Source organism: Silvania hatchlandensis, assembly GCF_025564065.1.
Classification (GTDB): domain Bacteria; phylum Pseudomonadota; class Gammaproteobacteria; order Enterobacterales; family Enterobacteriaceae; genus Enterobacter; species Enterobacter hatchlandensis.
The window spans coordinates 170,758-193,627 of the sequence record NZ_JAMGZK010000054.1 but is presented as its reverse complement, the minus strand read 5'-3'; the positions used below and the strand labels follow the sequence as shown (position 1 = coordinate 193,627).

Here is a 22,870-nt window from a genome sequence, read left to right as displayed (position 1 = left end):
CATCATACAGGATGCGCGAGATCAATAAAAGAGACTGCCCCCTTTCGGAGTAATAGGTTATCGCTTGTTATTAACCGTTAATTTGAGGAATTAAGACAACTTGAGCGTAGACGCTGCCGCAGGCGGGCGCTAGCATTAAGGAATATAACTGCCACGTATCTCAAGGATTTGTCACCATTATGACCAGACTGATTCGCCTGCTGCCCCTGGCCGCGCTGGTGCTGACCGCATGTTCCATCACGCCGCCGAAAGGCCCGGGCAAAAGCCCGGACGCGCCTCAGTGGCGCCAGCATCAACAGGATGTGCGCGCCCTGAACCAGTACCAGACGCGCGGTGCCTTTGCTTATCTGTCCGATCAGCAGAAAGTGTACGCGCGCTTCTTCTGGCAGCAGACCGGCCAGGATCGCTATCGCCTGCTGCTGCTGAATCCGCTTGGCAGCACGGAAATGGAGCTGATTGCCCAGCCGGGCACCGCACAAATTACCGATAATAAAGGCCAAAAATATACCGGCACCGATGCCGAAGAGATGATTGGTAAGCTGACCGGGATGCCGATCCCGATTACCAGCCTGCGCCAGTGGATCCTCGGCCTGCCGGGCGATGCCACCGATTATAAGCTCGACGACCAGTATCGCCTGAGCGAAGTGAATTACAGCCAGAACGGCAAAAAATGGAAAGTGGTATACGGCGGTTATGACAGCAACAGCAAACCGGCCCTGCCGTCCAGCCTGGAACTGACCGAAGGCAGTCAGCGCATTAAGCTCAAAATGGATAACTGGATTGTCAAATGATGAGCCACTGGCCTTCACCGGCAAAGCTGAACCTGTTTTTGTACATTACCGGCCAGCGTGCTGACGGGTATCACACCCTGCAGACGCTGTTTCAGTTTATCGACTACGGCGACACGATTTCGATTGAACCGCGCCAGGACGGGCTGGTTCGGTTGTTAACACCGGTAGAAGGCGTGCCGGATGAAGAGAACCTGATTGTGCGTGCCGCCCGCCTGCTGATGGCGGCTGCGGCGCAGTCGGGGCGTTTGCCTGCGGGCAGCGGCGCCGATATCTGCGTCGACAAGCGCCTGCCGATGGGCGGCGGGCTTGGGGGCGGATCGTCTAATGCCGCCACCGTGCTGGTGGTGCTTAATCACCTGTGGGGGTGCGGTCTGTCGGTCGATGAGCTGGCGGCGCTGGGGTTAACGCTTGGTGCCGACGTGCCGGTATTCGTGCGCGGACACGCCGCCTTTGCCGAAGGGGTGGGCGAGATCCTCTCCCCGGTCAGTCCGGCGGAAAAATGGTATCTGGTGGCCCACCCTGGGGTTAGCATTCCGACGCCGGTTATCTTTAAGGATCCGGACCTTCCGCGTAACACCCCGGTTCGGTCAATAGAAACGTTATTAAAGTGTGAATTTGGCAACGATTGTGAGGATATCGCAAGAAAACGTTTTCGCGAGGTTGATGTCGCGCTTTCCTGGCTGTTAGAATACGCGCCGTCGCGCCTGACTGGCACAGGGGCCTGTGTCTTTGCTGAATTTGACACGGAATCTGCTGCACGTCAGGTGCTCGAGCTGGCTCCAGAGTGGCTGCATGGTTTTGTAGCGCGTGGTATGAACACCTCCCCGCTACAGCAGGCCATTCTGGCGCAATCTGAGTTTCGGTGACAACGTCACCCTGTTCCAGACGTTGCATCGCGCTCTTTAATACACCGCCTGGATAGCATTCGCCTGGCCCGCACAGTTTACGGTGAAGCTATCCACCATTGGACGCATGCCTGAGGTTCTTCTCGTGCCTGATATGAAGCTTTTTGCTGGTAACGCCACCCCGGAACTAGCACAACGTATTGCCAACCGCCTGTACACTTCTCTTGGCGACGCCGCCGTAGGTCGCTTTAGCGATGGCGAAGTCAGCGTACAAATTAACGAAAATGTACGCGGTGGTGATATTTTCATCATCCAGTCCACCTGTGCTCCAACTAACGACAACCTGATGGAATTGGTTGTTATGGTCGATGCTCTGCGCCGCGCTTCTGCTGGCCGTATCACCGCTGTTATTCCTTACTTTGGTTATGCCCGTCAGGACCGTCGCGTCCGTTCCGCTCGTGTGCCAATTACCGCTAAAGTTGTCGCTGATTTCCTCTCAAGCGTTGGCGTTGACCGTGTTCTGACGGTTGACCTGCACGCCGAGCAGATCCAGGGCTTCTTTGACGTTCCGGTTGATAACGTATTCGGTAGCCCAATCCTGCTCGAAGATATGCTGCAGCTGAACCTGGATAACCCGATTGTGGTTTCTCCGGACATCGGCGGCGTGGTTCGTGCACGTGCTATCGCAAAACTGCTGAACGACACCGACATGGCCATTATCGACAAGCGTCGTCCGCGCGCTAACGTTTCTCAGGTGATGCACATCATCGGTGACGTAGCGGGCCGCGACTGCGTGCTGGTTGACGACATGATCGATACCGGCGGCACTCTGTGCAAAGCCGCCGAAGCCCTGAAAGAGCGTGGTGCTAAACGCGTATTCGCTTACGCGACCCACCCGATCTTCTCTGGCAATGCTGTCAACAACCTGCGCAACTCCGTTATTGATGAAGTTGTGGTGTGCGACACCATCCCACTGAGCGACGAAATCAAAGCCCTGCCTAACGTGCGTACTTTGACCCTGTCCGGGATGCTGGCAGAAGCGATTCGTCGTATCAGCAACGAAGAATCCATCTCTGCAATGTTCGAGCACTAATCGGACGCAGTCTAAAAACCCGCTACGGCGGGTTTTTTTGTCTGTAGCTTTTATTTGTATGACCAATGCCTCCTTCACCTGCCATTGACATGACAGATGATGCGCCCAGGGATGATTATTGTGAAAAACCCCATTTCCTCACATGTTCTGCCGTTCCGCGCCCTCATCGACGCTTGCTGGAAAGAGAAATATACCCTGTCACGCTTTACCCGTGACCTGATCGCCGGGATTACCGTCGGTATTATCGCCATTCCACTGGCGATGGCGCTGGCGATTGGCAGCGGCGTTGCGCCGCAGTATGGCCTGTACACCGCCGCAGTGGCCGGGATTGTGATCGCCCTGACCGGTGGCTCGCGCTTTAGCGTTTCCGGGCCGACCGCCGCCTTTGTGGTGATCCTCTACCCCGTCTCCCAGCAGTTCGGTCTGGCCGGATTGCTGGTCGCCACCCTGATGTCGGGGGTGTTTTTGATTCTGTTCGGCCTGGCGCGCTTCGGCAGGCTGATTGAATACATTCCGATTTCTGTGACCCTGGGCTTTACCTCCGGAATCGGCATTACCATCGGGACCATGCAGATTAAGGATTTCCTCGGTCTGCAGATGGCCCACGTGCCGGAGCACTACCTGCAAAAAGTGGGCGCGCTGGCAATGGCGCTGCCAACCATCAACCCTGGTGACGCCGCGATCGGCATTATTACGCTGGGCACCTTAATTCTCTGGCCACGGCTGGGCATTCGACTGCCGGGGCATCTGCCCGCACTACTTCTGGGCTGCGCGGTGATGGGGGTGGTCAATCTGCTGGGCGGCCACGTCGCCACTATTGGCTCGCAGTTCCACTATGTGCTGGCGGATGGTTCGCAGGGTAACGGCATCCCGCAGCTGCTGCCGCAGCTGATCCTGCCGTGGGATCTGCCCGGCTCCAGCTTCACCTTAAGCTGGGACTCCCTGCGCGCCCTGCTCCCCGCCGCCTTTTCGATGGCGATGCTGGGAGCGATTGAGTCGCTGCTGTGCGCGGTGGTGCTGGACGGCATGACCGGCACCAAACATAAAGCCAACAACGAGCTGATCGGCCAGGGGCTGGGGAACATCATCGCCCCGTTCTTTGGTGGTATCACCGCCACCGCCGCAATTGCCCGCTCGGCGGCGAACGTCCGTGCCGGGGCCACCTCGCCGGTGTCGGCGGTGATCCACTCCATTCTGGTGATCCTCGCCCTGCTGGTGCTGGCCCCGCTGCTGTCCTGGCTGCCGCTGTCGGCAATGGCCGCCCTGCTGCTGATGGTGGCCTGGAACATGAGCGAGGCGCATAAAGTCGTGAACCTGCTGCGCCGGGCGCCGAAAGACGACATCATCGTGATGCTGATATGCATGTCCCTGACCGTGCTGTTTGATATGGTGATCGCCATCAGCGTCGGGATTGTGCTGGCCTCGCTGCTGTTTATGCGCCGCATAGCGCGAATGACGCGGCTGGCAGCGGTCAATGTAGAGGTACCGGACGATGTGCTGGTGCTGCGGGTGATAGGCCCGCTGTTCTTTGCCGCCGCAGAGGGGTTGTTCAGCGATCTGGCCTCACGCCTCGAGGGTAAGCGGATTGTGGTTCTGAAATGGGATGCAGTGCCGGTGCTGGATGCCGGCGGGCTGGATGCGTTCCAGCGCTTTGTCGAGCATCTGCCAGAAGGGTGTGAACTGCGGGTGAGTAATCTGGAGTTTCAGCCGCTGCGCACCATGGCGCGGGCGGGGGTGCAGCCGATCCCTGGCCGCCTGGCGTTCTACCCAAATCGTGATGCGGCCTTAGCCGACTTACCCTTAACCGCGCGTTGAAAAACGCCGTTGCATCATGATCCCGATCGCCTGCTGGAGCCAGTCGAGCACCTCAGGCGTCATCCAGGTTCCCTTCATCAGATGCGGCTCCTGCTGCATCGCCACCCGGAATTTTTGCTGGGTGGCTGGATCGGTTCCCGCATAGGACTGAAACAGTGCCAGCCAGTTTTCCGCCAGCTGTTGCGCAACGTCTGACGACGGGTCACATGATTCACCCTGCGCCTGATGCAGTTTTGCCACCAGTGGCGGCCACTCCATCATCCGATCAAAATAGTGCGCGCGGGTAAACGCCATCTCTTCCGGGGATAAATAGCGCTGCCAGATGATGAGTTTGCTTTCCGCAAACGCCCGGGTAACGTAATCGATCATCTCGGGGGTGATCCCGGTTTGCTCGCGCATTTGCGGCTCAACGCTGTGCATCTCATTCATGCGGGTCAGGAATTCAGGCTTGCCTGCGGTATCCTGCTCCAGGCGTAGCATCCAGCGCGTGGCAAGATCCATTGCCCGCGGATCGGCGACCTCAACATGCCGTTTCAGCAGCGCGCTGGCCTCCTCAACCAGGCCGGTCCAGATTTCTGCCAACTGTTTGTTCTGCGCCGCAAACGGCAACTGCTGCAACTCTTCGTGACTAAACCAGCGATCGTACATATTCATTAACTCCAGAGTCTGTAGCCAGGACTCGAGATCGGGGGCCGCATTAGCCGTGAGCCCTGCATGCAAATCCGCAAGCCTGTCGCGCAGGGTGTTAATACTGCGGACTTGCTTATCCAGCAGACGAATTTGTGCGTCGAGAAGCTCAGCCAGTGCGAGCGGCTCCTTATCCAGAAAGTCCCTGATTTCAGCAAGTTCCAGCCCCGACTTTGCCAGCGTCTGAATCATATGCAGACGCTGAACCGCCGCCAGGTTATACAGCCGGTACCCTGCCGCACTTCTGGCTGAAGGCAGCAACAACCCTGTCTGTTCGTAATGATGTAACGTTCTTACGGTGATCCCGGCCCGCCTGGCCAGTTCCCCCACCTGAATCAACATAACGGCTCCTTCTCTTGTGCCAGTTGCGTCACTCTGATGCCTTACGTTACGTGAGGGTCAACAAAAGATGCAAAAAAAAACGGTTCCCTCAGGAACCGTTTCTCTTACCATCCGACATGCAGTGTTAGCTATGCTTATGCTGATCGCGACGGCAGCGTTTATCGTAGTGGCGCACCCACCAGTAACGGTCGCAGACCTGCTCGTGGCCGCTGACGCGGGCGCCCGCCAGCCAGAGAACGGCACCCAGAAAGATGCTCAGAACCGCGCCGTGAGCGAAATATTGCGGCAGGTCGAGCTGCGGAAGCTGGTTTAAAATGGAATAACCGACGCCGACGACCATGACGACTAATCCCAATCCCATCAGCACGTTACCGAGTAGCGAAGCGTTTTTGCGTTTCATCTGTCACCTCCGGAACTTTGGGTCGTAGGGGGAATATCTCCCTAATCCTTGTGTGTAAAGTATAGACAACACCCCTTTTGCTGATTGCGTCAGCGATCACAATTATGCATATCGGCGTAACAAAACTTTACAAATAAGCCTTTGAGTAGCATGAAATTCTAATGGTTCAGAAGCGTAATTATTCTGATTCTATGGGTCGGTTCGCAGAATTTTGTCAAGCGGCGCGGCAGACAGTACACTACGCGCCAGACTTAGTACTTTCAGGAATAAAAACGTGACGATTAAACTGATTGTCGGCCTGGCCAATCCCGGCGCGGAATATGCGGCCACCCGCCACAATGCGGGTGCCTGGTATGTTGATCTGCTGGCGGAGCGGCTGCGCGCGCCTCTGCGTGAAGAATCTAAATTCTTTGGATTTACCTCGCGCGTGAATCTGGCCGGGGCCGATGTGCGTCTGCTGGTGCCGACCACGTTTATGAACTTAAGCGGTAAAGCGGTTGCCGCGCTGGCGACCTTTTATCGCATCAACCCGGACGAAATCCTGGTGGCACACGACGAACTGGATTTGCCCCCTGGCGTGGCGAAGTTCAAACTCGGCGGCGGTCACGGCGGACATAACGGCTTAAAAGACATCATCAGCAAATTGGGTAATAACCCGAATTTTCACCGTTTACGCATAGGTATTGGTCATCCGGGCGATAAAAACAAAGTTGTTGGTTTTGTGCTGGGTAAACCGCCGGTTTCCGAGCAGAAACTGATCGACGATGCGGTAGACGAAGCGGTGCGTTGCACCGAAGTCTGGCTGAAAGAAGGCTTAACCAAAGCCACTAACCGACTTCACGCTTTCAAAGCGCAATAACCGGCGCGAAACGCCTTTTTTACCGCGCAGCCTGCGGGTTACGTGTATAATGGGCGCAGTTATTTACTTTTCTTCGACTCGTTAAGCCTAACGCGTTGAATATCAAGATATTAAGGTGATTCAGACATGGGATTCAAATGCGGTATCGTTGGTCTGCCTAATGTGGGCAAATCCACCCTGTTTAACGCGCTGACGAAAGCGGGCATCGAAGCGGCTAACTTCCCGTTCTGCACCATCGAGCCAAACACCGGTGTCGTGCCAATGCCCGATCCACGTCTGGACCAGCTGGCCGAGATCGTTAAGCCTCAGCGCATCCTGCCAACCACCATGGAATTTGTGGACATTGCAGGCCTGGTAAAAGGCGCATCCAAAGGTGAAGGCCTGGGTAACCAGTTCCTGACCAACATCCGTGAAACCGAAGCTATCGGCCACGTGGTGCGTTGCTTTGAGAACGACAACATCATCCACGTCAACAATAAAGTGGATCCGGCTGACGATATCGAAGTCATTAATACCGAGCTGGCCCTGTCTGACCTGGACACCTGCGAGCGCGCCCTGCACCGCGTGCAGAAAAAGGCCAAAGGTGGCGATAAAGACGCAAAAGCTGAACAGGCTGCGCTGGAAAAATGTCTGCCACAGCTGGAAAACGCAGGCATGCTGCGTGCGCTGAAAAACCTGACTGAAGAAGACAAAGCGGCGATCAAGTACCTGAGCTTCCTGACCCTGAAGCCAACTATGTACATCGCTAACGTTAACGAAGACGGTTTCGAGAACAACCCGTACCTGGATAAAGTGCGCGAAATCGCCGCAGGCGAAGGTTCCGTGGTGGTTGCCGTGTGCGCCGCGGTTGAATCCGACATCGCTGAGCTGGACGACGCTGACCGTGAAGAGTTCATGGCCGAGCTGGGCATCGAAGAGCCGGGCCTGAACCGCGTGATCCGCGCCGGTTACGAGCTGCTGAACCTTCAGACCTACTTCACCGCTGGCGTGAAAGAAGTCCGTGCATGGACCATCCCTGTCGGTGCAACCGCACCTCAGGCGGCGGGTAAAATCCACACCGACTTCGAGAAAGGCTTTATCCGCGCGCAGACTATCGCGTTTGAAGACTTTATCGCGTTCAAAGGCGAGCAAGGCGCAAAAGAAGCCGGCAAGATGCGTGCTGAAGGGAAAGAGTACGTTGTGAAAGATGGCGACGTGATGAACTTCCTGTTTAACGTCTAACCTCTGCTTTAGGACAACATTGCTCTGATGGTCTAACAAAAATCCACGCAATTGCGTGGATTTTTATATAGCATGATATTAAAACCGATTACGCTTTTAGCTTATTTTCAATCAACGTCATAAAATAGGATGTATCGCTAACAGTATCCTGGTTTTTACTGTGATCGGCTTCATCAACAAGCTTCATATACTCGATAAAATGGAATTCTTCGAATTTAATATTTGTTTTCTCACGAAAAATATTCAATTCATTGAGACGTTCTAACCTTCTGATGTAGAGTTTAAAACGCTCATTTTGCCGGGTTAATCCCAAAGTACGGTCAATTAGTAAAGGGCAAAGTGTTAGAGCAAAAAATGTGAGAAAACCATAATATAATTTATGTTCAATCCCATAGATAGACAAAAATAACAGTATAAAACCTACGAACAAGAGAACGTGTGCACAAATTTTATAACATGCCCTGGATATTTTCCCAACGTTATTAGTAGCCTGCGAGTCAGAGTTGTGATTAAACATTAACCACTGTCCCAACAATACTACAATAACGATAGCGACTCCCCAGAACAGACTATTCCGTGAGGGTAAACTTAGGGCATCCATCATCGCACTCGCTTTCTCCACACCCACTTTCTTCGTCAAACTTAAACAAAAGAAAAAAGTAAAGAACATGAGAAACGGAATAGCATAAAGCGAAATTCTACGAATTAGAAAGCGAGGCCAATACGACTTGCACTCTTTTTTCCGTAAATTTATCAACTCTTCTTCGAGCTTAGCTTGTAACCCATTGGCATCCGTATATTTTAAGTCAGGCAATGTACCACTCAAGATAAAATCCTCTAGTCAATAAATTCAAATACATTTAAATGATTACGCTGAAACTGCTCCAACCCGTACAGGCGCAGCCTTTCCAGCCAATATTCAGCCATCGTTCGGCTTATGCTGCGTTCAATCGCAGCCTCTCGCAGCAGTAAAAACTCCGTACGTAATGTCGTTGGCATAATCCCGGGATCATCAGTGTTGACCAGAACCCTTACAGGCCCTCTGCGCAAACCATGGCGATTAAATTCAGCACCTGGTTTTAAGAGTTCTTCATCCGGCGGGTTCCAGCGAAAAATAGGATGTTCCACGTGCTTTTTGAATCGCGCAATATAGACGTTGGACGTCGGGTTTGTTTCTATAATTAATCCTTTGCGATCGTAGCGATCGAGCAAATAATCCTGCAATGCATGCATAAACTCCAGCTCTACCGGCGTATCAATATCCTGGAGGATATCTTTATCACCGCCTACCTGCTGGCGCAGTTTGCCGGGGTTCCCCAGACCAATCAGCTCCTGCGTGCTCCATTCGTCCGCAACCCGCACAACCACCAGCTGCGGAGGGAGATCGTCAAGCAGACTGGAGTGTCTTTGCCGATAAAGCTGCGCCGCCACACTGTCTTTATCACTTAACGTTGGCCAATCTGGCAGCGCGCATTTCTCCTGCGAGGTTAACGGCGATCCACCATGGAGTTGCTGGAGACGATACGAGCAATTACGCCGCAAAAGCCAGGCACGGTAGAGCGTATCAGGCGTGATGCTTTTTAGAGGTAGCTCATCTACGCTGGCTCGTTTACCCGCCACGCTATTGTCTATTTGAGGTGGTCTTTCCTTGCACCAATCACACCGCGCAACAAAACGCGCAATACGCCGCTCGAGAAGAGGTAATACCGCCTGAGCAAGTGATAATGAACCCGACAAAACCGTGGCATAGTGCCACTGCCAAATAAGATTATCTAAATGCTCATCCAGCGGAAGTATCATTTCTCCATGCCGCTTCGCCCAGAGCGCAGGTTCAATACCCAGCGCGAGCGCATGGCCCAATCGGTCCCCCTCTCGCATCTCGCAGAAGCGCACCGTCTCATCGATATGACGCAACCCTGACGCCGGATGAGCATAATCCTCCCCGGCATGGATGCTAAAATGAAAGCTCGTACTGGCGCGAAGCCCGTCGGGTACCGGATATAGCCCACTACGCAGCCATCGTAGCATCGGCGCAAAACCCGCAATTTTCAGCGCATTTTCATCCCCAGCAACATCCAGACCCCGAAACCAGTTCGAGGGCTGAAAATGAAAGTGCGGGTTGCGTTTCCCCCCTAAAAATACCGGGTGATTCCAGCCATTGTGGCTGTAGAGCTTCTGCAACAATCGCTCTGCTGCCTTCCAGTTGGCCTGCAAATCGGCCTTTGGTCGCTTGCCGCGACTTGCCGTTTTAGAGCGTGAAAAATGTCCACAAAACTGCCAGCGCTCAAGCGCTTCAATATAGCGCAGCGCGCGTTCGTCTGGCTTAATTTCATGTTCACCAAAAACGTACGGCGGAGAAATGGGCGGTACACCGAGGGTGTTGAGCAGTGTCGAGGAAAACCCGGTCACCATTTCATGACCAAAAGCATTCGGGGTTGCCTTCACTTCGGCCATATCGTCTTTGCCGGCAAACAGATAACGCATATTGCTGTTGTAGGTTTTCTTACCCGAGCGTAACCCGCTACCGAAATAGCGTTCAGTAAAACGCGTAAGCCCCTGCCCATCCATAATAATGCGACGCCGAAGTGCATTAACCGTAAGCCAAAAGCAGAGTATTGCCGTGCGCTCCAGCGGATGGGTGTCCTTCAACTGGTAAGAGTGACAAAGATAAAGCTGCAGCCATAGCCAGCGTGAAGGATGTTTTCGATCTGAGGCATGCGCCAGCTGGCTTAATAGCCAGCCGGGACTGACGTTTTCGTCTCCGCGATTCTTTTTAGCGAGGATTAGCCAGTCCGGGAGATACTGGCATTTCTTCATCGGGTTACTTAAGGCCGCATACTTCTCGGAAACCCTATCACGATGCTCCGCAATATTTTGAGATTGTTCAGAAACCGTTTGAGGAGGGCCTGAAAGTAGCAATGCAAGCAAGGACTTCGCTCGATTTAACAGCGGCGTTAAATCATCATGCTCTTCATACGCCCACAACGATGTTTTATTGCTCTTTGGCAGTTCAATTTCTTCAAAAAGATAACCATCCAGGATGGTATCTCCCGCCGTCACCCCGCCCAAATGGACGTGCCCCTCCGCAAAAGGCTTGCCCGCACTGGCTGGCGGCGCGAAAAACGGATTCTGCGCCATCACCACCCGGGTGATGTCCGACAATCGCGGAGGTGGACTTTGCTGTAGCCAGTCCCCCAGACGCCAGCCAGCAAGCAGAGCCGGGTCCAGTTCTGCCGCTATCCGTACATAGTCCTGCACCTTATTTTCACGGTAATAGAGCAAATCACCATTACGCAGCAGCAGCTGTTCTGCAATGACATCAAGCCAGGGCAGTCCCAGGCTGGTCAACAAGCCATTGTCACAGATGTTCCCCATTAGCTGGCGCACGTCGGTCAATCGATAAGTGCGAGGGTAACGGTTATCAATACTCTCAACGAGCAGTTGGTAGCACTCTTCCTGCAATGACAACCACTGCTTAAAATCTGTAGGCGGTGATAACAGGATCACCCAAAAACGCCGCGAGAGGCGCTCGTCGGTGAAAAAACACCCTGCGGCATGTTCACTCAGCGACCTGGTTAACATTACTTATCACCCTCAGAGTAAAGCTCTTCAAACGCGGCCAAAAGCGTTTTAACTGCGGGATCCGTTTTGGGGAAATTGCTAATGACCTCATCTATGAAAGCTTTAGCTTTATTGAAACCCGGATAAATCATCTCAAGCTGTGTTTTAATGCGAGCTTTAACCAAGCGGGCTAGTGGACTTATTGATAGTTTTCTTGTAATAAACTCCTTAGCCGGCTTGATATCTATAATTTTCTCTGTCTGACTCAGTGTTTTTTTCTCAGTCTGAGAATCTGTGTATTGTTTTTGTTTAAACTCAACGCTTAATACCTCATCGATCCATTTTTTAAGCGGATGAGTAGCCAAAACATAGCTGACAGTTCTGGTTTTTTCACCATAAATTTTACGGTGCTGATATGCTTCGCGGTCGCTGTTAGACTGTTGATTTTGTTCAGGCGTGAATGGCCCCACATTCACACGAAAATTATCATTACTATAGAAATTTCTAGTAGAATTAATATTGGTTGTCGAAACAACATCAGACAATCCAAAAAGCTCACCTTTTTCAAAGCTACCAAATGCAGACCATGTTGAGTAAAAAACCCAACCTGCGATATGTAGCGCAGAGTTCCTATAACCTAAACCATTTTGACCAGAAATACCCTGACTATAAACTTTGTTAAAAACTTTATAGACTAACCACGGTGAAATTTCAATATTTGCAATGTTGTTATCCTTCCTCCATTGATTAATCTCATCACAGAGAGTTTTAAACATCATTTCATTCTCATCAGGAATTTCCTCCAACGGCTCATCTGGTAGTTCTCTTTCAGATTCGAACCGACTATTCATACGTGTGTTCTTTTTGGAGTTAAACTCATCCAAATACAACGTTTTTGTCGGAGCAAGCGCGCTTGCAGAATAAAATGGAGAACGCTGTCTTATCCGTTGCAGATCGGTTAATTCTATATCGGAAACCAGGCTTGTTATAATAACTTCAAATACTCGACCAATATTTAACACTATGGACTGTTTTGAATTAGTATAGAAATTTCGTTGAGTCAACGCAGAAATAAGAAAAATGGCTTTATTTTCTAAATCTTTATCATGGTAATATTCATGAACATCTTCCCAATATTTCCAAGTCAAACTGGTATTAACACCCACTTCAGCCACAGGATAAGGTAAAAGCGTTTTTTGTCCTTTAATAGCAGCCAACCAGGTCTCAGGCAACTTTGTTTTCAACTGAGATTCCCAGTCAGAGAGATCGTCATTGTTTTCAAAGAGTTCATACTCACGCTGCTCATGCTGTAAAGGTTGAAAAAGCGGAGTCTCAAGCACAGATTGATTACGATTCTCCCCTTTATTCCAGGAGAACCAGTACTGTTTTGCCTGAAGCGTTAAAAACACAGCCCCGGCCTCTGGTTCAAAGCGAAAATACTCACATAGTTTATCGACCCACGCGGATTTTTTATCCTCTGCCAGATATGTTTTGCTTTCCAAGGTATTGGATATCTTCAGTTCATCATAAAATAACCTGTAAGCCTCACCATACTCACGCTTAGCTTCTTTACTCAACTCACGGTATTTTTTAGCAAAACTTTCAATAATATCAAGTGGAACATCAGGCATTTGCCATATCCGACGTATGGCTAGCAGGCTGACTTTCTTTTTAAACGGCTCAGGAAAATCGTGTATTAAATCACCACAGTGATTAATGAACTGTGTTAGGGCACGTATCGACGGGATCGGTAACGGCAAATCGCTGCCCTCAAGACCGTTCACCGGGCCGGTGATAAATATCTTCAGCCACGCCATAAAGTTACGTAGGGGGATACCGTTTTTGTCCAGAGTGACATCAATTCCGTCATGCTGCCAGTAATCACTCACAGCGGGCATACTTAGCCTACGCGGCAGTGGTAAAATTTTACGCTGATACTCAATAGCTAATTCCTTTGCGATATCATAAGACTTTTTACGTTCATAAGATGAGTCTTTATTCAACCGTCCATGGAAATCTCGCCAACAGACCTCGTCATATAAACGACGATCGCCGCTCACAATCGGCAATATGTACGGAGATGTAAGATAACGACGCAATATTTCCAGGTTTTCAAATGCCCTATTAAGCGAGGTATCAACATCATCGATCGGTAATATTAATAATTTCTTCCCTACCAAATCTAGAGCGGATATTAAAAATGCTTCAACGCAATTTGCTAGATGCTTGCTGCCATAGAGGGAGCGAATTTTATCCATCCCGCGCTGACTTTGCTGCAAATCAACGGATTCCAGACCGTGAGCTAATTCTTCAAGCTTCTGGGTAAATGTCCTGGATTTATTAATGTCTCTACCCTGTGCAACTTTGATGTCCTTATCCTGAAGAACGGCTGCCACAATAATATGCAAGAACAGCGATTCACCATCTTCAAGCAGAGTCGGGTCGATAGGATCCAGAATATGAATATCTCCCGCAAACTCTTTATGATTACTCGCTAGGTAATCTCTTAAATTCACAAGTACTGATGTTTTACCTGTACCCCTTTCACCATCAATCGATATCGCCTTATGACTTCGCGTTTCGTTGAACGATTCCGAATTTTTCGGTAAGTCATCAACTGCCTTAACAGCCTTTCCAATGAACTGGGCGAGTTGCTCGTAAATCTTACGAGGAAGTAAGGTATCTGGATCCTTAAGAACCGCAGACTCCCCGCTGTCTAATGGTATGTATATAGTGTTCACAGTAATCTCTTTACGGTCGTTTTTGATGTGGGAACAGAGGGTGAAACTGTGAATTTTGATACAAAAACAAATAAAATCAAGATGGTAATTAGAACAATCTCAAAAATAATTCAATTTATAATTATTGCGCTTAGTGACAATAGTCAGCTAGAGAAGAGCGAATTTGACCTGCTCTCCTGCAATTGACATATCGCCCTTGACAAACAAAAGAAATAGTGCAGCCAATCCTAATGCATAAGAATTGGTTGGAGTTGCGGTAACTAACCCCAGACAACAGCATCAATATAAGTGAGTACAGTTATGAGTATAAAAACATCAATTAAGAATTAAATCATTAAATAACATACGATTAACTTATAAATCATGGTTCAACGTCTAAGGTACTGGCATCTGCGGATGCTTAGCCAGCCCATAAAAAATCCACGCCCTTGCGTGGATTTTTTGTTAGGAGCATCCGGCACTCAACTCATTACGCGCCCGTCAAAAATACCTCAACCCCAAACGCAGGCATTGCATACTGGTGCCCCGCAAGCCGATCGCCACTCAGCAACGGCTCCAGGCTCCTGCTCTCTTCCGCCAGCTCAAGCGTGACGGTCTGGTCGCTGTAGTTCTGCACAAACAGGTACGACAGCCCCGCATTGTGCCTTGCCGTGGCGACAACGCCTTCCGGCAGTGGCATCGGGGTGCAGGCGGCAATGCCGTGTTTATCCGCAATCGTGCGGTAGAAATCACGCAGGAATACTCCCTCAGTTCTTGCTGCCAGATAGTAAGCCTGCCCTTTGCCGTACCGGTTACGGGTTAGCGCAGGCCGACCCGCGTAAAAGTCCTGTTGATACACGGCCAGCACCTCTGCCGTTTCTGCATGGATTAAATCGCAAAGTTCCTTACAGGTGTATTCCTGAACCGGGCAGCTCCAGTCCGATACAGTAATAGCAAGCTGGTTTGACTGCCCGTCGTACAGACTGTCGATCTCTTCTGACCAGATGCCCAGCACCTCCCGCAACGGGCCGGGGAAACCCGTCGTGAAGCACAGATCGTCCGGGTTAACGATCCCCGTCCAGTAGGTGGCGATAAACACACCGCCTGCTGCCACAAACTGATTCACCCGTTCGGCAAAGGCTTCATTCACCATGTAGAGCATTGGCGCGATCAGCACGCGATAGCCACTGAGATCCGACTGCTGGGAGACAATGTCCACCGGGATATTTTGCTGCCACAGCGCCTGATAATGCTGCTGCACCGTCTCCTCAAACTTGATCCCGGCGTTGCGCGGTCCGGCAGCATCGTTTACCGCCCAGCGGTTGTCCCAGTCATAGACTATCGCCACCTCAGCCCGGTAATCGCCACCCGCCACATCGGCCAGTTTTTCCAGCGCCGCACCGACCTGCTTCACATCCTGCCCGACGCGGGTATTGAGATGGCCGACGTGATCCACCACCGCGCCGTGTAATTTTTCAATAGAGCCGCGGCTTTTACGCCACTGGAAATACTGCACCGAGTCCGAGCCATGCGCCACCGCCTGCATAGCCGACAACAGGTGCATCCCCGGTTTTTTGAGCTTACTGATCGCCTGCCAGTTGGTGGTGCCGGGCGTGGACTCCATCAGCAGGAACGGCAGGCCGGGTTTCAGACTGCGCATCAGATCAAAGGTGAACGCCGTGTAAGAAGCGACATCCTGCTGATCCCGCGTCTGGTGCCACTCCGGGTAGCTGTCCCACGAGATAAAATCGACTTCCTGCGCCAGACGCCAGTAATCGTAGTCGTAGAACACCCCGTGGAAGTTGGTGGTGGCGGGCAAAGACGGGTTGTAGGGTTTAACCGCCTGAACTTCATGGCGGCAAAACAGCGCCACCTGCTCGGTCACGAAGCGTCGCCAGTCGATATTCAGCGCATGGACAGACTGCTCGCCTTTTGGTCCCGGAGAATGGATCTGGCTCCAGCTGGAATATTCATGGCTCCAGAATGAACTCCACCAACGCTGATTTAAATTTTCCAGCGTCTGATACTTGTTCTTAAGCCAGTCGCGAAACGCATGCTGGCAACCATCGCAGTGGCACTCGCCGCCATACTCATTCGAAATATGCCACGCCAGCACCGCAGGATGGTGCGCATAACGTTTCGCCAGCTGTTGGTTAATGTTCCCGGTTAAGCGTAAATACTCGGGTGAAGAGACACAGTGGTTATGCCGTTCCCCGTGCAGGTTTTTGCTTTGATCGTTATTGGTGCGCAACACTTCCGGGTATTTTTCAGATACCCAGGCCGGTTTAGCGCCGCTGGGGGTCGCCAGGAAAACATAAATCCCGTTCGCGTGCAGTGTATCCAGCACATTATCCAGCCAGCCAAACTGATATTCCCCTTCTGCAGGTTCCAGTTTCGACCAGCTGAATATGCCTACCGACATCACGTTGCATTGGGTCTCTTTCATCATCGCGATATCTTTCTCAAGAATATCGGGCTGATCGAGCCACTGGTCAGGATTATAATCCGCACCGTGTAATAAATTGAGCTGCGTAAATAACCTGCTCATAACCACCTCCATTATGCTAAAGACTCGCTCTTCACAGAGAGATCAATGACTTTGTCTTTTCTGTCCCTGAGAGAAAACACCGAGAACAGGGTAAAGAGTCCTGAAATAACGCCAAGAATGATGTACGTGTTGGCAAAACCAATGGTGTCGTAGAAATGCCCTACTACCGGGGAGTAAACCGTGGTGGCAATAGAGGCCGCAAACAGCACTAACAGATAGATAGTGGAAGACAGCTTGTGATCGAAGTTCTGCGCGATGAACTTAAAGACCGAGATCAGAATCAGCGGTTTTTCGATAGCGTGCATCATCTTCACCGCGGCAATCCACACCGGCCCCAGCGGTACGGCGGAGCCCAGAATACGCACCGACATAATGGTTCCGGCAATCACCAGCGCCCACTTCGCGCCAACACGGTTAACAAACCACGGCATCAGCCCCAGGAATAAGGTTTCGCCGCAAACCTGCACCGATGCCAGCGTGCCGTACCATTTATTGCCTTCGTCAACGCTCGGGAACTGTAACGAGAAATACTGCGCAAACTGTTGGTCGTAGGTGTCATAGATCTGCGTAACGAACAGGGTAAAGATAATCAGCATCCAGAACTGTTTGTCTTTCATCAGCTCCAGCACGTTGCCCGCTTTCAGTGAAGAGGTCATTTTTTCTTCTTCAAGCGTGACGGTAATTTTGGTCAGCGTGAAGCAGATAGCGGCTAATACGATGGCAATACTGGCCAGCCAGAAAGAGAGGTTTGGATTGTCGTTAATATTGCGGCCCACAATATAGGCCGCCGCCGCCCAACCCAACGAACCCCACATTCTCACCCGGCCGTATTCGAATGAATAACGGCGAGAGATCTTGTCGATATAAGAATCAATTACCCCGCAGCCGGAGTTAAAAATAATGCCGAGGTAGATCCCGCCTAATACCGCCCCGAGCCAGAAGGAACTTACCAGCAGCGGTGCGTAGACGTAAATAAAGAACGGCCCGACAGGCAGCAGCAGCGCCACAATCAGGAAGATTAACGATTTTTTGGTGCCGAACTTATCAGAAATGTAGCCAAAGAAAGGCTGCATGGTCAGCGCAATAAAGGCGTTAATAGCATACAACCACCCGGTTTTGGTGGCGCTGATCCCCAGATGCTGTGTCGTCCAGATAACAAAGAAGGCCATCGTCGACGACCAGGCAAACAGGTACAGAAAATCGAAAATGCTTAAAAGAATGTAGTTCCTTTTACCGGTAACCATTTTTTTTCTTCCTCAACAAGGAACAGGATCAGGGCTTCGCTGACTGCTCAGCGAACAGCGTGCTTTTCAGGTCAGATGGGTGCTTGACGTCAGACTGATTTTGTTCACTGTTAAAATGTATGACGTTCACATCAGCGTGTTACATACAATACCTGACAATTGACGCAAACAACTCCCTGCACTGAAAACTGCAATGAGGTTCACAGAACGCAATTTTTTAAGCGCAAAAAGGTGAACAAGATCGCGAAATTTCGCCATGTGAACGTATGACATTTTGATATAATGATGGCAAAACGCAGAGATGAAACGCGCCGTTTACGCCATGTAAAAAGAAAGGATTGAGGGTGAACAAAAACAGAAATGCGACGCTGGAAGATGTCGCTCGCCATGCTGGTGTCTCCTACCAAACCGTCTCACGGGTGCTCAATAAATCGGTGAACGTTGCCGAAAAAACGCGCGTTCGCGTCGAACAGGCGATTGAGGAGCTGCGCTACGTGCCGAACCGTCTGGCGCAGCAGCTGGTCGGGAAACGCGCCCAGACGCTGGGGTTAATCACGACCTCTCTGGCGCTACATGCCCCGTCCCAAATCGCCGCATCAGTGAAAAAGCACGCCCGTGAAGCGGGCTATCAGGTGTTGATTTCGATGATTGATGAGAGTGACGCCACGGCGATCCAGCAGTCGATCAATGATTTTAAATCCCAGTTTATCGAAAAAATCCTGATCAACGTCCCGCTGGAAACGCCCCTCGCTCAGCAACTGGCTGAACACAACACCGATGTCACCTGCCTGTTTCTTGACGTCGCTCCGGACAGCGGCGTGTTTCACGTTATCTTCGATCCGGCCAACGGCACCCAGGAGAGCGTTAAACGCTTATGCGAACTGGGGCACAATGATATTGTGCTGATGCCCGGCCCGCAGCACTCCATTTCGGCCAAATTGCGCCTGGCTAACTGGCTAAGCAGTCTGGCAACCTTTAACAAAACGCCCGCGGCGGTTATTTTCGGCACCTGGGATGCGCAAAGCGGTCACGACGGCGCGCAGCAGCTTATCGAAAATAATGTGGATTTTAGCGCCCTGCTGGTCGGGAACGACCAAATGGCCCTCGGCGCACTGAGCGCGCTAAGCAAGGCCCGCATCGCGGTGCCCGAGCAGGTTTCAGTTATTGGCTACGATGACAGCTATGAAAGCGCCTTCTTCATCCCGGCGCTCACCACGGTACGACTGGATCTGGACGCCCAGGGTAAAGAGGCGGTAGCCCGGGTGCTCGCCGCCACAGAGGCCAGCACGCCCGGCAATACCATTTTGCCCGCAGAATTTGTTGCCCGTGATTCGATTGCTGTGTATGGCAGTTGAAACTAAGCATAGATAATCTTTTCAGGATCTCCTCGATGATAATATTGGCACTATCAAAGTGACATTACGCTCCCACAAACCAGACTATCGCGCTAATGACGCAAGGTTTGACTAGACCGCTTAAAAATAAAGACGGAATGTAAATGATCCACCGATCGGCAAACCATCAACATACGCCTCACCTTTAGAATATTGATTTTCTCTATCAGGTCCAAATCGAGAAAATAAAAAAACAGGTAGTTCAATCTCTTTTTTTACCGTCCACCACGTAATGGCATTATCTTTATTACATTCATTGCACGTCAGGCGCAGAGTATAGATATGACCTTTTATCAGACGCGCATGGCTGAGATTAAACCATACATACTCATTATCTTTGAAGGTTTCCATTTTTACTACATCTCTTGCTAGTACTTCGCCTAATGCATTGAATAATTCGATTGTCAACGGACCTTGATTTTTTCTGGCAAATGTCGTCAGTTTTAACTCAGCGCCACTTATATAATTTGATTCAGCCAAAATTTTCTGTTCAAACTTACGACCTTGAGTTAGAGGTCCGTATTCTGTATTAAAAAGAGGTTGTTCTATAACTTTTGTTGACTGCCACATCTGTGGATTAGTCATTTTTATCAAAGCCGGGTAAGTGGATACAGCTAACCCGGTAATCATTAGCAAAAATATGGTGATTGTTACCGCTTTACTCTTTAGCGAAGATATAGCTTTTGCCATTACTAGTGAAAACACAGGTAAAAACCCAAAAAAGTATCTGGCCTGCATAGCCCCCAAATAACCCGTATTTAAATGCAACTGTCTGATTGTAAAAAGATAGATAATAAAAAACATAATATAAGCCATAGCAAAACAAAACGTTGCATTTAAATCAGAATCATTGGTTAAAATCTTTCTTACAATAAGATAGCTACTCATGGCTCCTAGCGCCACTAAAATAGCGTTTAAGACACCTACTCTAATCGCACTATCAATAATTATAACATGTCCATAAGGAGTGGTAAGCGAAAACCAATTTCTTTTAAGAAAAACGTCTATGAATTCTAAAAGAGCCAGTTTTTGTGTATAGGGATTCTCAATAAAATACCAGGTTGCAGGATTGCCCTGAGGGGCGGGATAAAATCTCCCGTAAACCTTATGCATGTATGAAAAATAGATCACAACAATCAGAATTGACAACACTATTATCAACCATTGTTTTGGTGTTATTTTCTTTATTACCTTCAGTAAAATGGTGGAGTTAAAAAGTGTAACAGAAAAAAATAGACAAACAATAGCCAATGAACCTGTCGCTTTACTTAGAGATGCAATAATACCACCAACGCATATCAGAAAAATATCTGCAGTTAGCGGCGTGTTTTTTTTATCGATGCACAGTAAACCTGTCAATCCGTAAATGACCAATGTACAACCAAGCACATTAATTTGATCATTATTGATTGCACTGCCAGAAATAACAAACATAGGGATAACTAATAACAATGACCCTCCGATAAATGTCGCCAGTAGGGAGCGAGTAATTTTATAAATCATCCTGCATGTCATTGTAATTATTATCATGGAAATCATCATGTTAACGTAGCGACCTACATGTGCAAACAGATCCTGCAAATGCAGTAACGTCACTAACTCACCAACAATTACATAATAAAGTGCTGGGTGATTAAGATAATTCAGTTTATTGCTTGAATAAATATGACCATCATTGTAATTTGGGAAGTTATACTTTATCACATCAATAACATATCCCATATGCGCGAATTCATCGGGGAAGAAACCAGGATTATAGGAATGTGAATACCCTAACCCCATAATAACAAATAACAACGAAAGAAAGATTGCAATAAAGGCAACCCCGCGACTTTCTTTTTTCATAATAATGTTTTCACCTTAATGAGAGGGCATATAAATAGTAAAAACAATCACCGATAACTGTTACAATCCGACTGAGCACAGCCGCTATGACAATATCAATTTCAGAAAATAACGGTTTCAACAATAAAATAAGCAAGAATTCTCTGACACCAACTCCCGCAGGAGAGCCTGGAGTCACAAGCCCTGCAAGCCATGAAATAACATATGCACCAATAATTGATAGTAACAATGCTGGAGTTATCTCCCAACTGTCAACGATAGAATAGAGAACAAACAGAAAAACCCCACCAGAGATGATCAAGAATAAAAAATACTTCCCTACAACCTTAATTAGAAAACTTCTTCCTAGCCATTGAAATACTAAGCACAGCAGCATCACAGCGACCACAAACAGCATAAAACAAAAGATAACACTGAACCCGGAATATAATAAAGGCAGCATCCACAAAAAGAAAATAGCGCCCGTAATGACTAGCAGTAACAACTCCATAAAAGTGCTTTTGGCAACTTCCTTACCCGAAAAACCGTAAGACATTGTGAGTAACTGGCGACCCGCAAACTGAAAAATATTACCCGGCACATACTTTGCCAATTGCGTTAAACCATAAATATGCGTGGCAACCCGCTGACTGATGCATTGCTCAAGACTTGCCATTAACATTCGCCATGCAGAAGCAAGGAGGATGTTTGCCGCGCCATAGATGCCGGCCAGTAATAATATTATGAGAAGTAGTTTTAGGGTAAATGTATCATCAGGGACGAGCGTCCAGTACTCTGTTATTCGGTGCGCAACGAATACAATACTTAACAGAGCAATAATGCTCCCTGCATAATTAAATGCTTTGCGCAGATTATTTTTCGTCATAAGGTATGCACAACAGCATGGTCCATGGGAAAGGTGACGAAATTGCTATTACCTTAAAATATTTTTCAGTAAATTTTATGAATGATCTTTTTGACCAATGTTGTATGTGGCCAGGTGTATTACCAAGATCTTTAATATACTTTCCTCGTGCCATATTCAATGCGCACCAAATGGGTTCGCGTGGAACGCTAATAATAATGTGTTCTTTTACCAGACTTTGTAAAATGCGCATCGCTTTATCTGGTTCGTCAAGATGTTCCATCACTTCACAGCAGACAATTAAATCTGCACTGTTCGTTTCTGGCTCAAGGTCATAGATACTTTTTGCAATAAAAACATTGGGATCAATATTAGCAACAACTGCATTATCTTTGGCTATCGATATAACATGATGGGAGAAATCACTGCCGACAGCATTTAAACCCTGGCTATTCCATTTGTTAACCCAAAACCCCTCACCACACCCAACCTCATGAATTGTTTCTGGATCCGTTCTCGCAACAAAAGCTTCTAAAGAGGAATCAAAACCCTTCATCATCCATTTGACAACCGGATTTTTAGAGCCGTATTTATCAAATGTGTTTCCAAAAACGACACCACCTTCTGACTTTCCACCTGAGACTTTGAACCCCATAGCAAC

Annotated in this window: 17 protein-coding genes; 7 read left to right on the top strand and 10 right to left on the bottom strand. The window is 49.4% G+C overall.

The genetic code is table 11. From position 1 onward, the window contains the following. Window positions 1-179: 179 nt before the first annotated feature. The 4 genes from lolB (at window position 180) to dauA (ending at window position 4,544) form a co-directional block, all read left to right on the top strand. Window positions 180-791 carry a lipoprotein insertase outer membrane protein LolB gene (gene lolB / locus M8014_RS19955; protein ID WP_271284113.1) on the top strand — a complete coding sequence of 204 codons (612 nt, stop codon included), beginning with the start codon at window positions 180-182 and terminating at the stop codon, window positions 789-791. Beyond that, window positions 791-1,657, top strand: a complete 867-nt coding sequence (gene ispE, locus M8014_RS19950) for a 4-(cytidine 5'-diphospho)-2-C-methyl-D-erythritol kinase (RefSeq protein ID WP_271284291.1) — start codon at window positions 791-793, stop codon at window positions 1,655-1,657. The genes lolB and ispE overlap by 1 nt, the downstream gene beginning before the upstream one ends. Window positions 1,658-1,781: 124 nt before the next feature. Further along, a complete protein-coding gene (gene prs, locus M8014_RS19945; RefSeq protein ID WP_003856663.1) occupies window positions 1,782-2,729 on the top strand; it encodes a ribose-phosphate diphosphokinase in 948 nt (315 codons plus the stop codon). A gap of 120 nt (window positions 2,730-2,849) precedes the next feature. Next, window positions 2,850-4,544 carry a C4-dicarboxylic acid transporter DauA gene (gene dauA / locus M8014_RS19940; protein ID WP_271284112.1) on the top strand — a complete coding sequence of 565 codons (1,695 nt, stop codon included), beginning with the start codon at window positions 2,850-2,852 and terminating at the stop codon, window positions 4,542-4,544. On the opposite strand, the gene M8014_RS19935 is transcribed toward dauA, so the two are convergent. Together M8014_RS19935 and ychH are read right to left on the bottom strand one after the other, a co-directional pair. Continuing rightward, entirely contained in the window at window positions 4,530-5,573 is a 1,044-nt protein-coding gene (locus M8014_RS19935; RefSeq protein WP_271284111.1) for a MerR family transcriptional regulator, read from the bottom strand. The two genes, dauA and M8014_RS19935, sit on opposite strands and share 15 nt — an antisense overlap. 124 nt (window positions 5,574-5,697) lie before the next feature. Further along, a complete protein-coding gene (gene ychH, locus M8014_RS19930) occupies window positions 5,698-5,973 on the bottom strand; it encodes a stress-induced protein YchH (protein ID WP_039030722.1) in 276 nt (91 codons plus the stop codon). 274 nt (window positions 5,974-6,247) lie between these two features. Here ychH and pth point away from each other — a divergent pair, with 274 nt between their 5' ends. After that, on the top strand, window positions 6,248-6,832 hold the full coding sequence (pth, locus tag M8014_RS19925) for an aminoacyl-tRNA hydrolase (protein WP_271284110.1): 585 nt from the start codon (window positions 6,248-6,250) through the stop codon (window positions 6,830-6,832). Window positions 6,833-6,958: 126 nt separating this feature from the next. Next, window positions 6,959-8,053: a redox-regulated ATPase YchF gene (gene ychF, locus M8014_RS19920; RefSeq protein ID WP_271284109.1), complete on the top strand. Its 1,095-nt coding sequence runs from the start codon at window positions 6,959-6,961 to the stop codon at window positions 8,051-8,053. Between the two features lie 88 nt (window positions 8,054-8,141). Here ychF and rdrD read toward each other — a convergent pair whose 3' ends face one another. The 5 genes from rdrD to M8014_RS19895 form a co-directional block, all read right to left on the bottom strand. Then, entirely contained in the window at window positions 8,142-8,879 is a 738-nt protein-coding gene (gene rdrD / locus M8014_RS19915; protein WP_271284108.1) for an antiviral RADAR system accessory protein RdrD, read from the bottom strand. An 11-nt stretch (window positions 8,880-8,890) separates the two neighbouring features. Then, window positions 8,891-11,635: an antiviral RADAR system adenosine deaminase RdrB gene (rdrB, locus tag M8014_RS19910; protein WP_271284107.1), complete on the bottom strand. Its 2,745-nt coding sequence runs from the start codon at window positions 11,633-11,635 to the stop codon at window positions 8,891-8,893. Further along, a complete protein-coding gene (gene rdrA, locus M8014_RS19905; RefSeq protein WP_271284106.1) occupies window positions 11,635-14,355 on the bottom strand; it encodes an antiviral RADAR system adenosine triphosphatase RdrA in 2,721 nt (906 codons plus the stop codon). The genes rdrB and rdrA overlap by 1 nt, the downstream gene beginning before the upstream one ends. A 469-nt stretch (window positions 14,356-14,824) precedes the next feature. Then, window positions 14,825-16,882 carry a beta-galactosidase gene (locus M8014_RS19900; RefSeq protein WP_271284105.1) on the bottom strand — a complete coding sequence of 686 codons (2,058 nt, stop codon included), beginning with the start codon at window positions 16,880-16,882 and terminating at the stop codon, window positions 14,825-14,827. 11 nt (window positions 16,883-16,893) lie between these two features. Next, complete coding sequence (locus M8014_RS19895; RefSeq protein ID WP_271284104.1) at window positions 16,894-18,126, bottom strand: oligosaccharide MFS transporter; 1,233 nt, start codon at window positions 18,124-18,126, stop codon at window positions 16,894-16,896. A 344-nt stretch (window positions 18,127-18,470) separates the two neighbouring features. On the opposite strand from M8014_RS19895, the gene M8014_RS19890 reads away from it, so the two are divergent. Continuing rightward, window positions 18,471-19,481, top strand: coding sequence for a LacI family DNA-binding transcriptional regulator (locus tag M8014_RS19890; RefSeq protein WP_336264813.1), 1,011 nt, complete (start codon window positions 18,471-18,473; stop codon window positions 19,479-19,481). Window positions 19,482-19,601: 120 nt separating this feature from the next. On the opposite strand, the gene M8014_RS19885 is transcribed toward M8014_RS19890, so the two are convergent. The 3 genes from M8014_RS19885 to M8014_RS19875 are packed head-to-tail and all read right to left on the bottom strand — an operon-like array spanning window position 19,602 to window position 22,864. Next, window positions 19,602-21,365 carry a hypothetical protein gene (locus M8014_RS19885; RefSeq protein ID WP_271284103.1) on the bottom strand — a complete coding sequence of 588 codons (1,764 nt, stop codon included), beginning with the start codon at window positions 21,363-21,365 and terminating at the stop codon, window positions 19,602-19,604. A gap of 10 nt (window positions 21,366-21,375) precedes the next feature. Next, entirely contained in the window at window positions 21,376-22,230 is an 855-nt protein-coding gene (locus tag M8014_RS19880; RefSeq protein WP_271284102.1) for a hypothetical protein, read from the bottom strand. After that, window positions 22,217-22,864: a class I SAM-dependent methyltransferase gene (locus M8014_RS19875; protein WP_271284101.1), complete on the bottom strand. Its 648-nt coding sequence runs from the start codon at window positions 22,862-22,864 to the stop codon at window positions 22,217-22,219. Before M8014_RS19875 ends, M8014_RS19880 begins: the two co-directional genes overlap by 14 nt. Window positions 22,865-22,870: the final 6 nt, after the last annotated feature.

Bases quoted from the DNA above. Each gene is read 5' to 3' on its own strand.
- ispE (WP_271284291.1), top strand. From the start codon at position 791: ATGAGCCACTGGCCTTCACCGGCAAAGCTGAACCTGTTTTTGTACATT.
- M8014_RS19875 (WP_271284101.1), bottom strand. From the start codon at position 22,864: ATGGGGTTCAAAGTCTCAGGTGGAAAGTCAGAAGGTGGTGTCGTTTTT.
- M8014_RS19900 (WP_271284105.1), bottom strand. From the start codon at position 16,882: ATGAGCAGGTTATTTACGCAGCTCAATTTATTACACGGTGCGGATTAT.
- ychH (WP_039030722.1), bottom strand. From the start codon at position 5,973: ATGAAACGCAAAAACGCTTCGCTACTCGGTAACGTGCTGATGGGATTG.
- rdrB (WP_271284107.1), bottom strand. From the start codon at position 11,635: ATGTTAACCAGGTCGCTGAGTGAACATGCCGCAGGGTGTTTTTTCACC.
- M8014_RS19880 (WP_271284102.1), bottom strand. From the start codon at position 22,230: ATGACGAAAAATAATCTGCGCAAAGCATTTAATTATGCAGGGAGCATT.
- ychF (WP_271284109.1), top strand. From the start codon at position 6,959: ATGGGATTCAAATGCGGTATCGTTGGTCTGCCTAATGTGGGCAAATCC.
- lolB (WP_271284113.1), top strand. From the start codon at position 180: ATGACCAGACTGATTCGCCTGCTGCCCCTGGCCGCGCTGGTGCTGACC.
- M8014_RS19895 (WP_271284104.1), bottom strand. From the start codon at position 18,126: ATGGTTACCGGTAAAAGGAACTACATTCTTTTAAGCATTTTCGATTTT.
- M8014_RS19885 (WP_271284103.1), bottom strand. From the start codon at position 21,365: ATGAAAAAAGAAAGTCGCGGGGTTGCCTTTATTGCAATCTTTCTTTCG.
- M8014_RS19935 (WP_271284111.1), bottom strand. From the start codon at position 5,573: ATGTTGATTCAGGTGGGGGAACTGGCCAGGCGGGCCGGGATCACCGTA.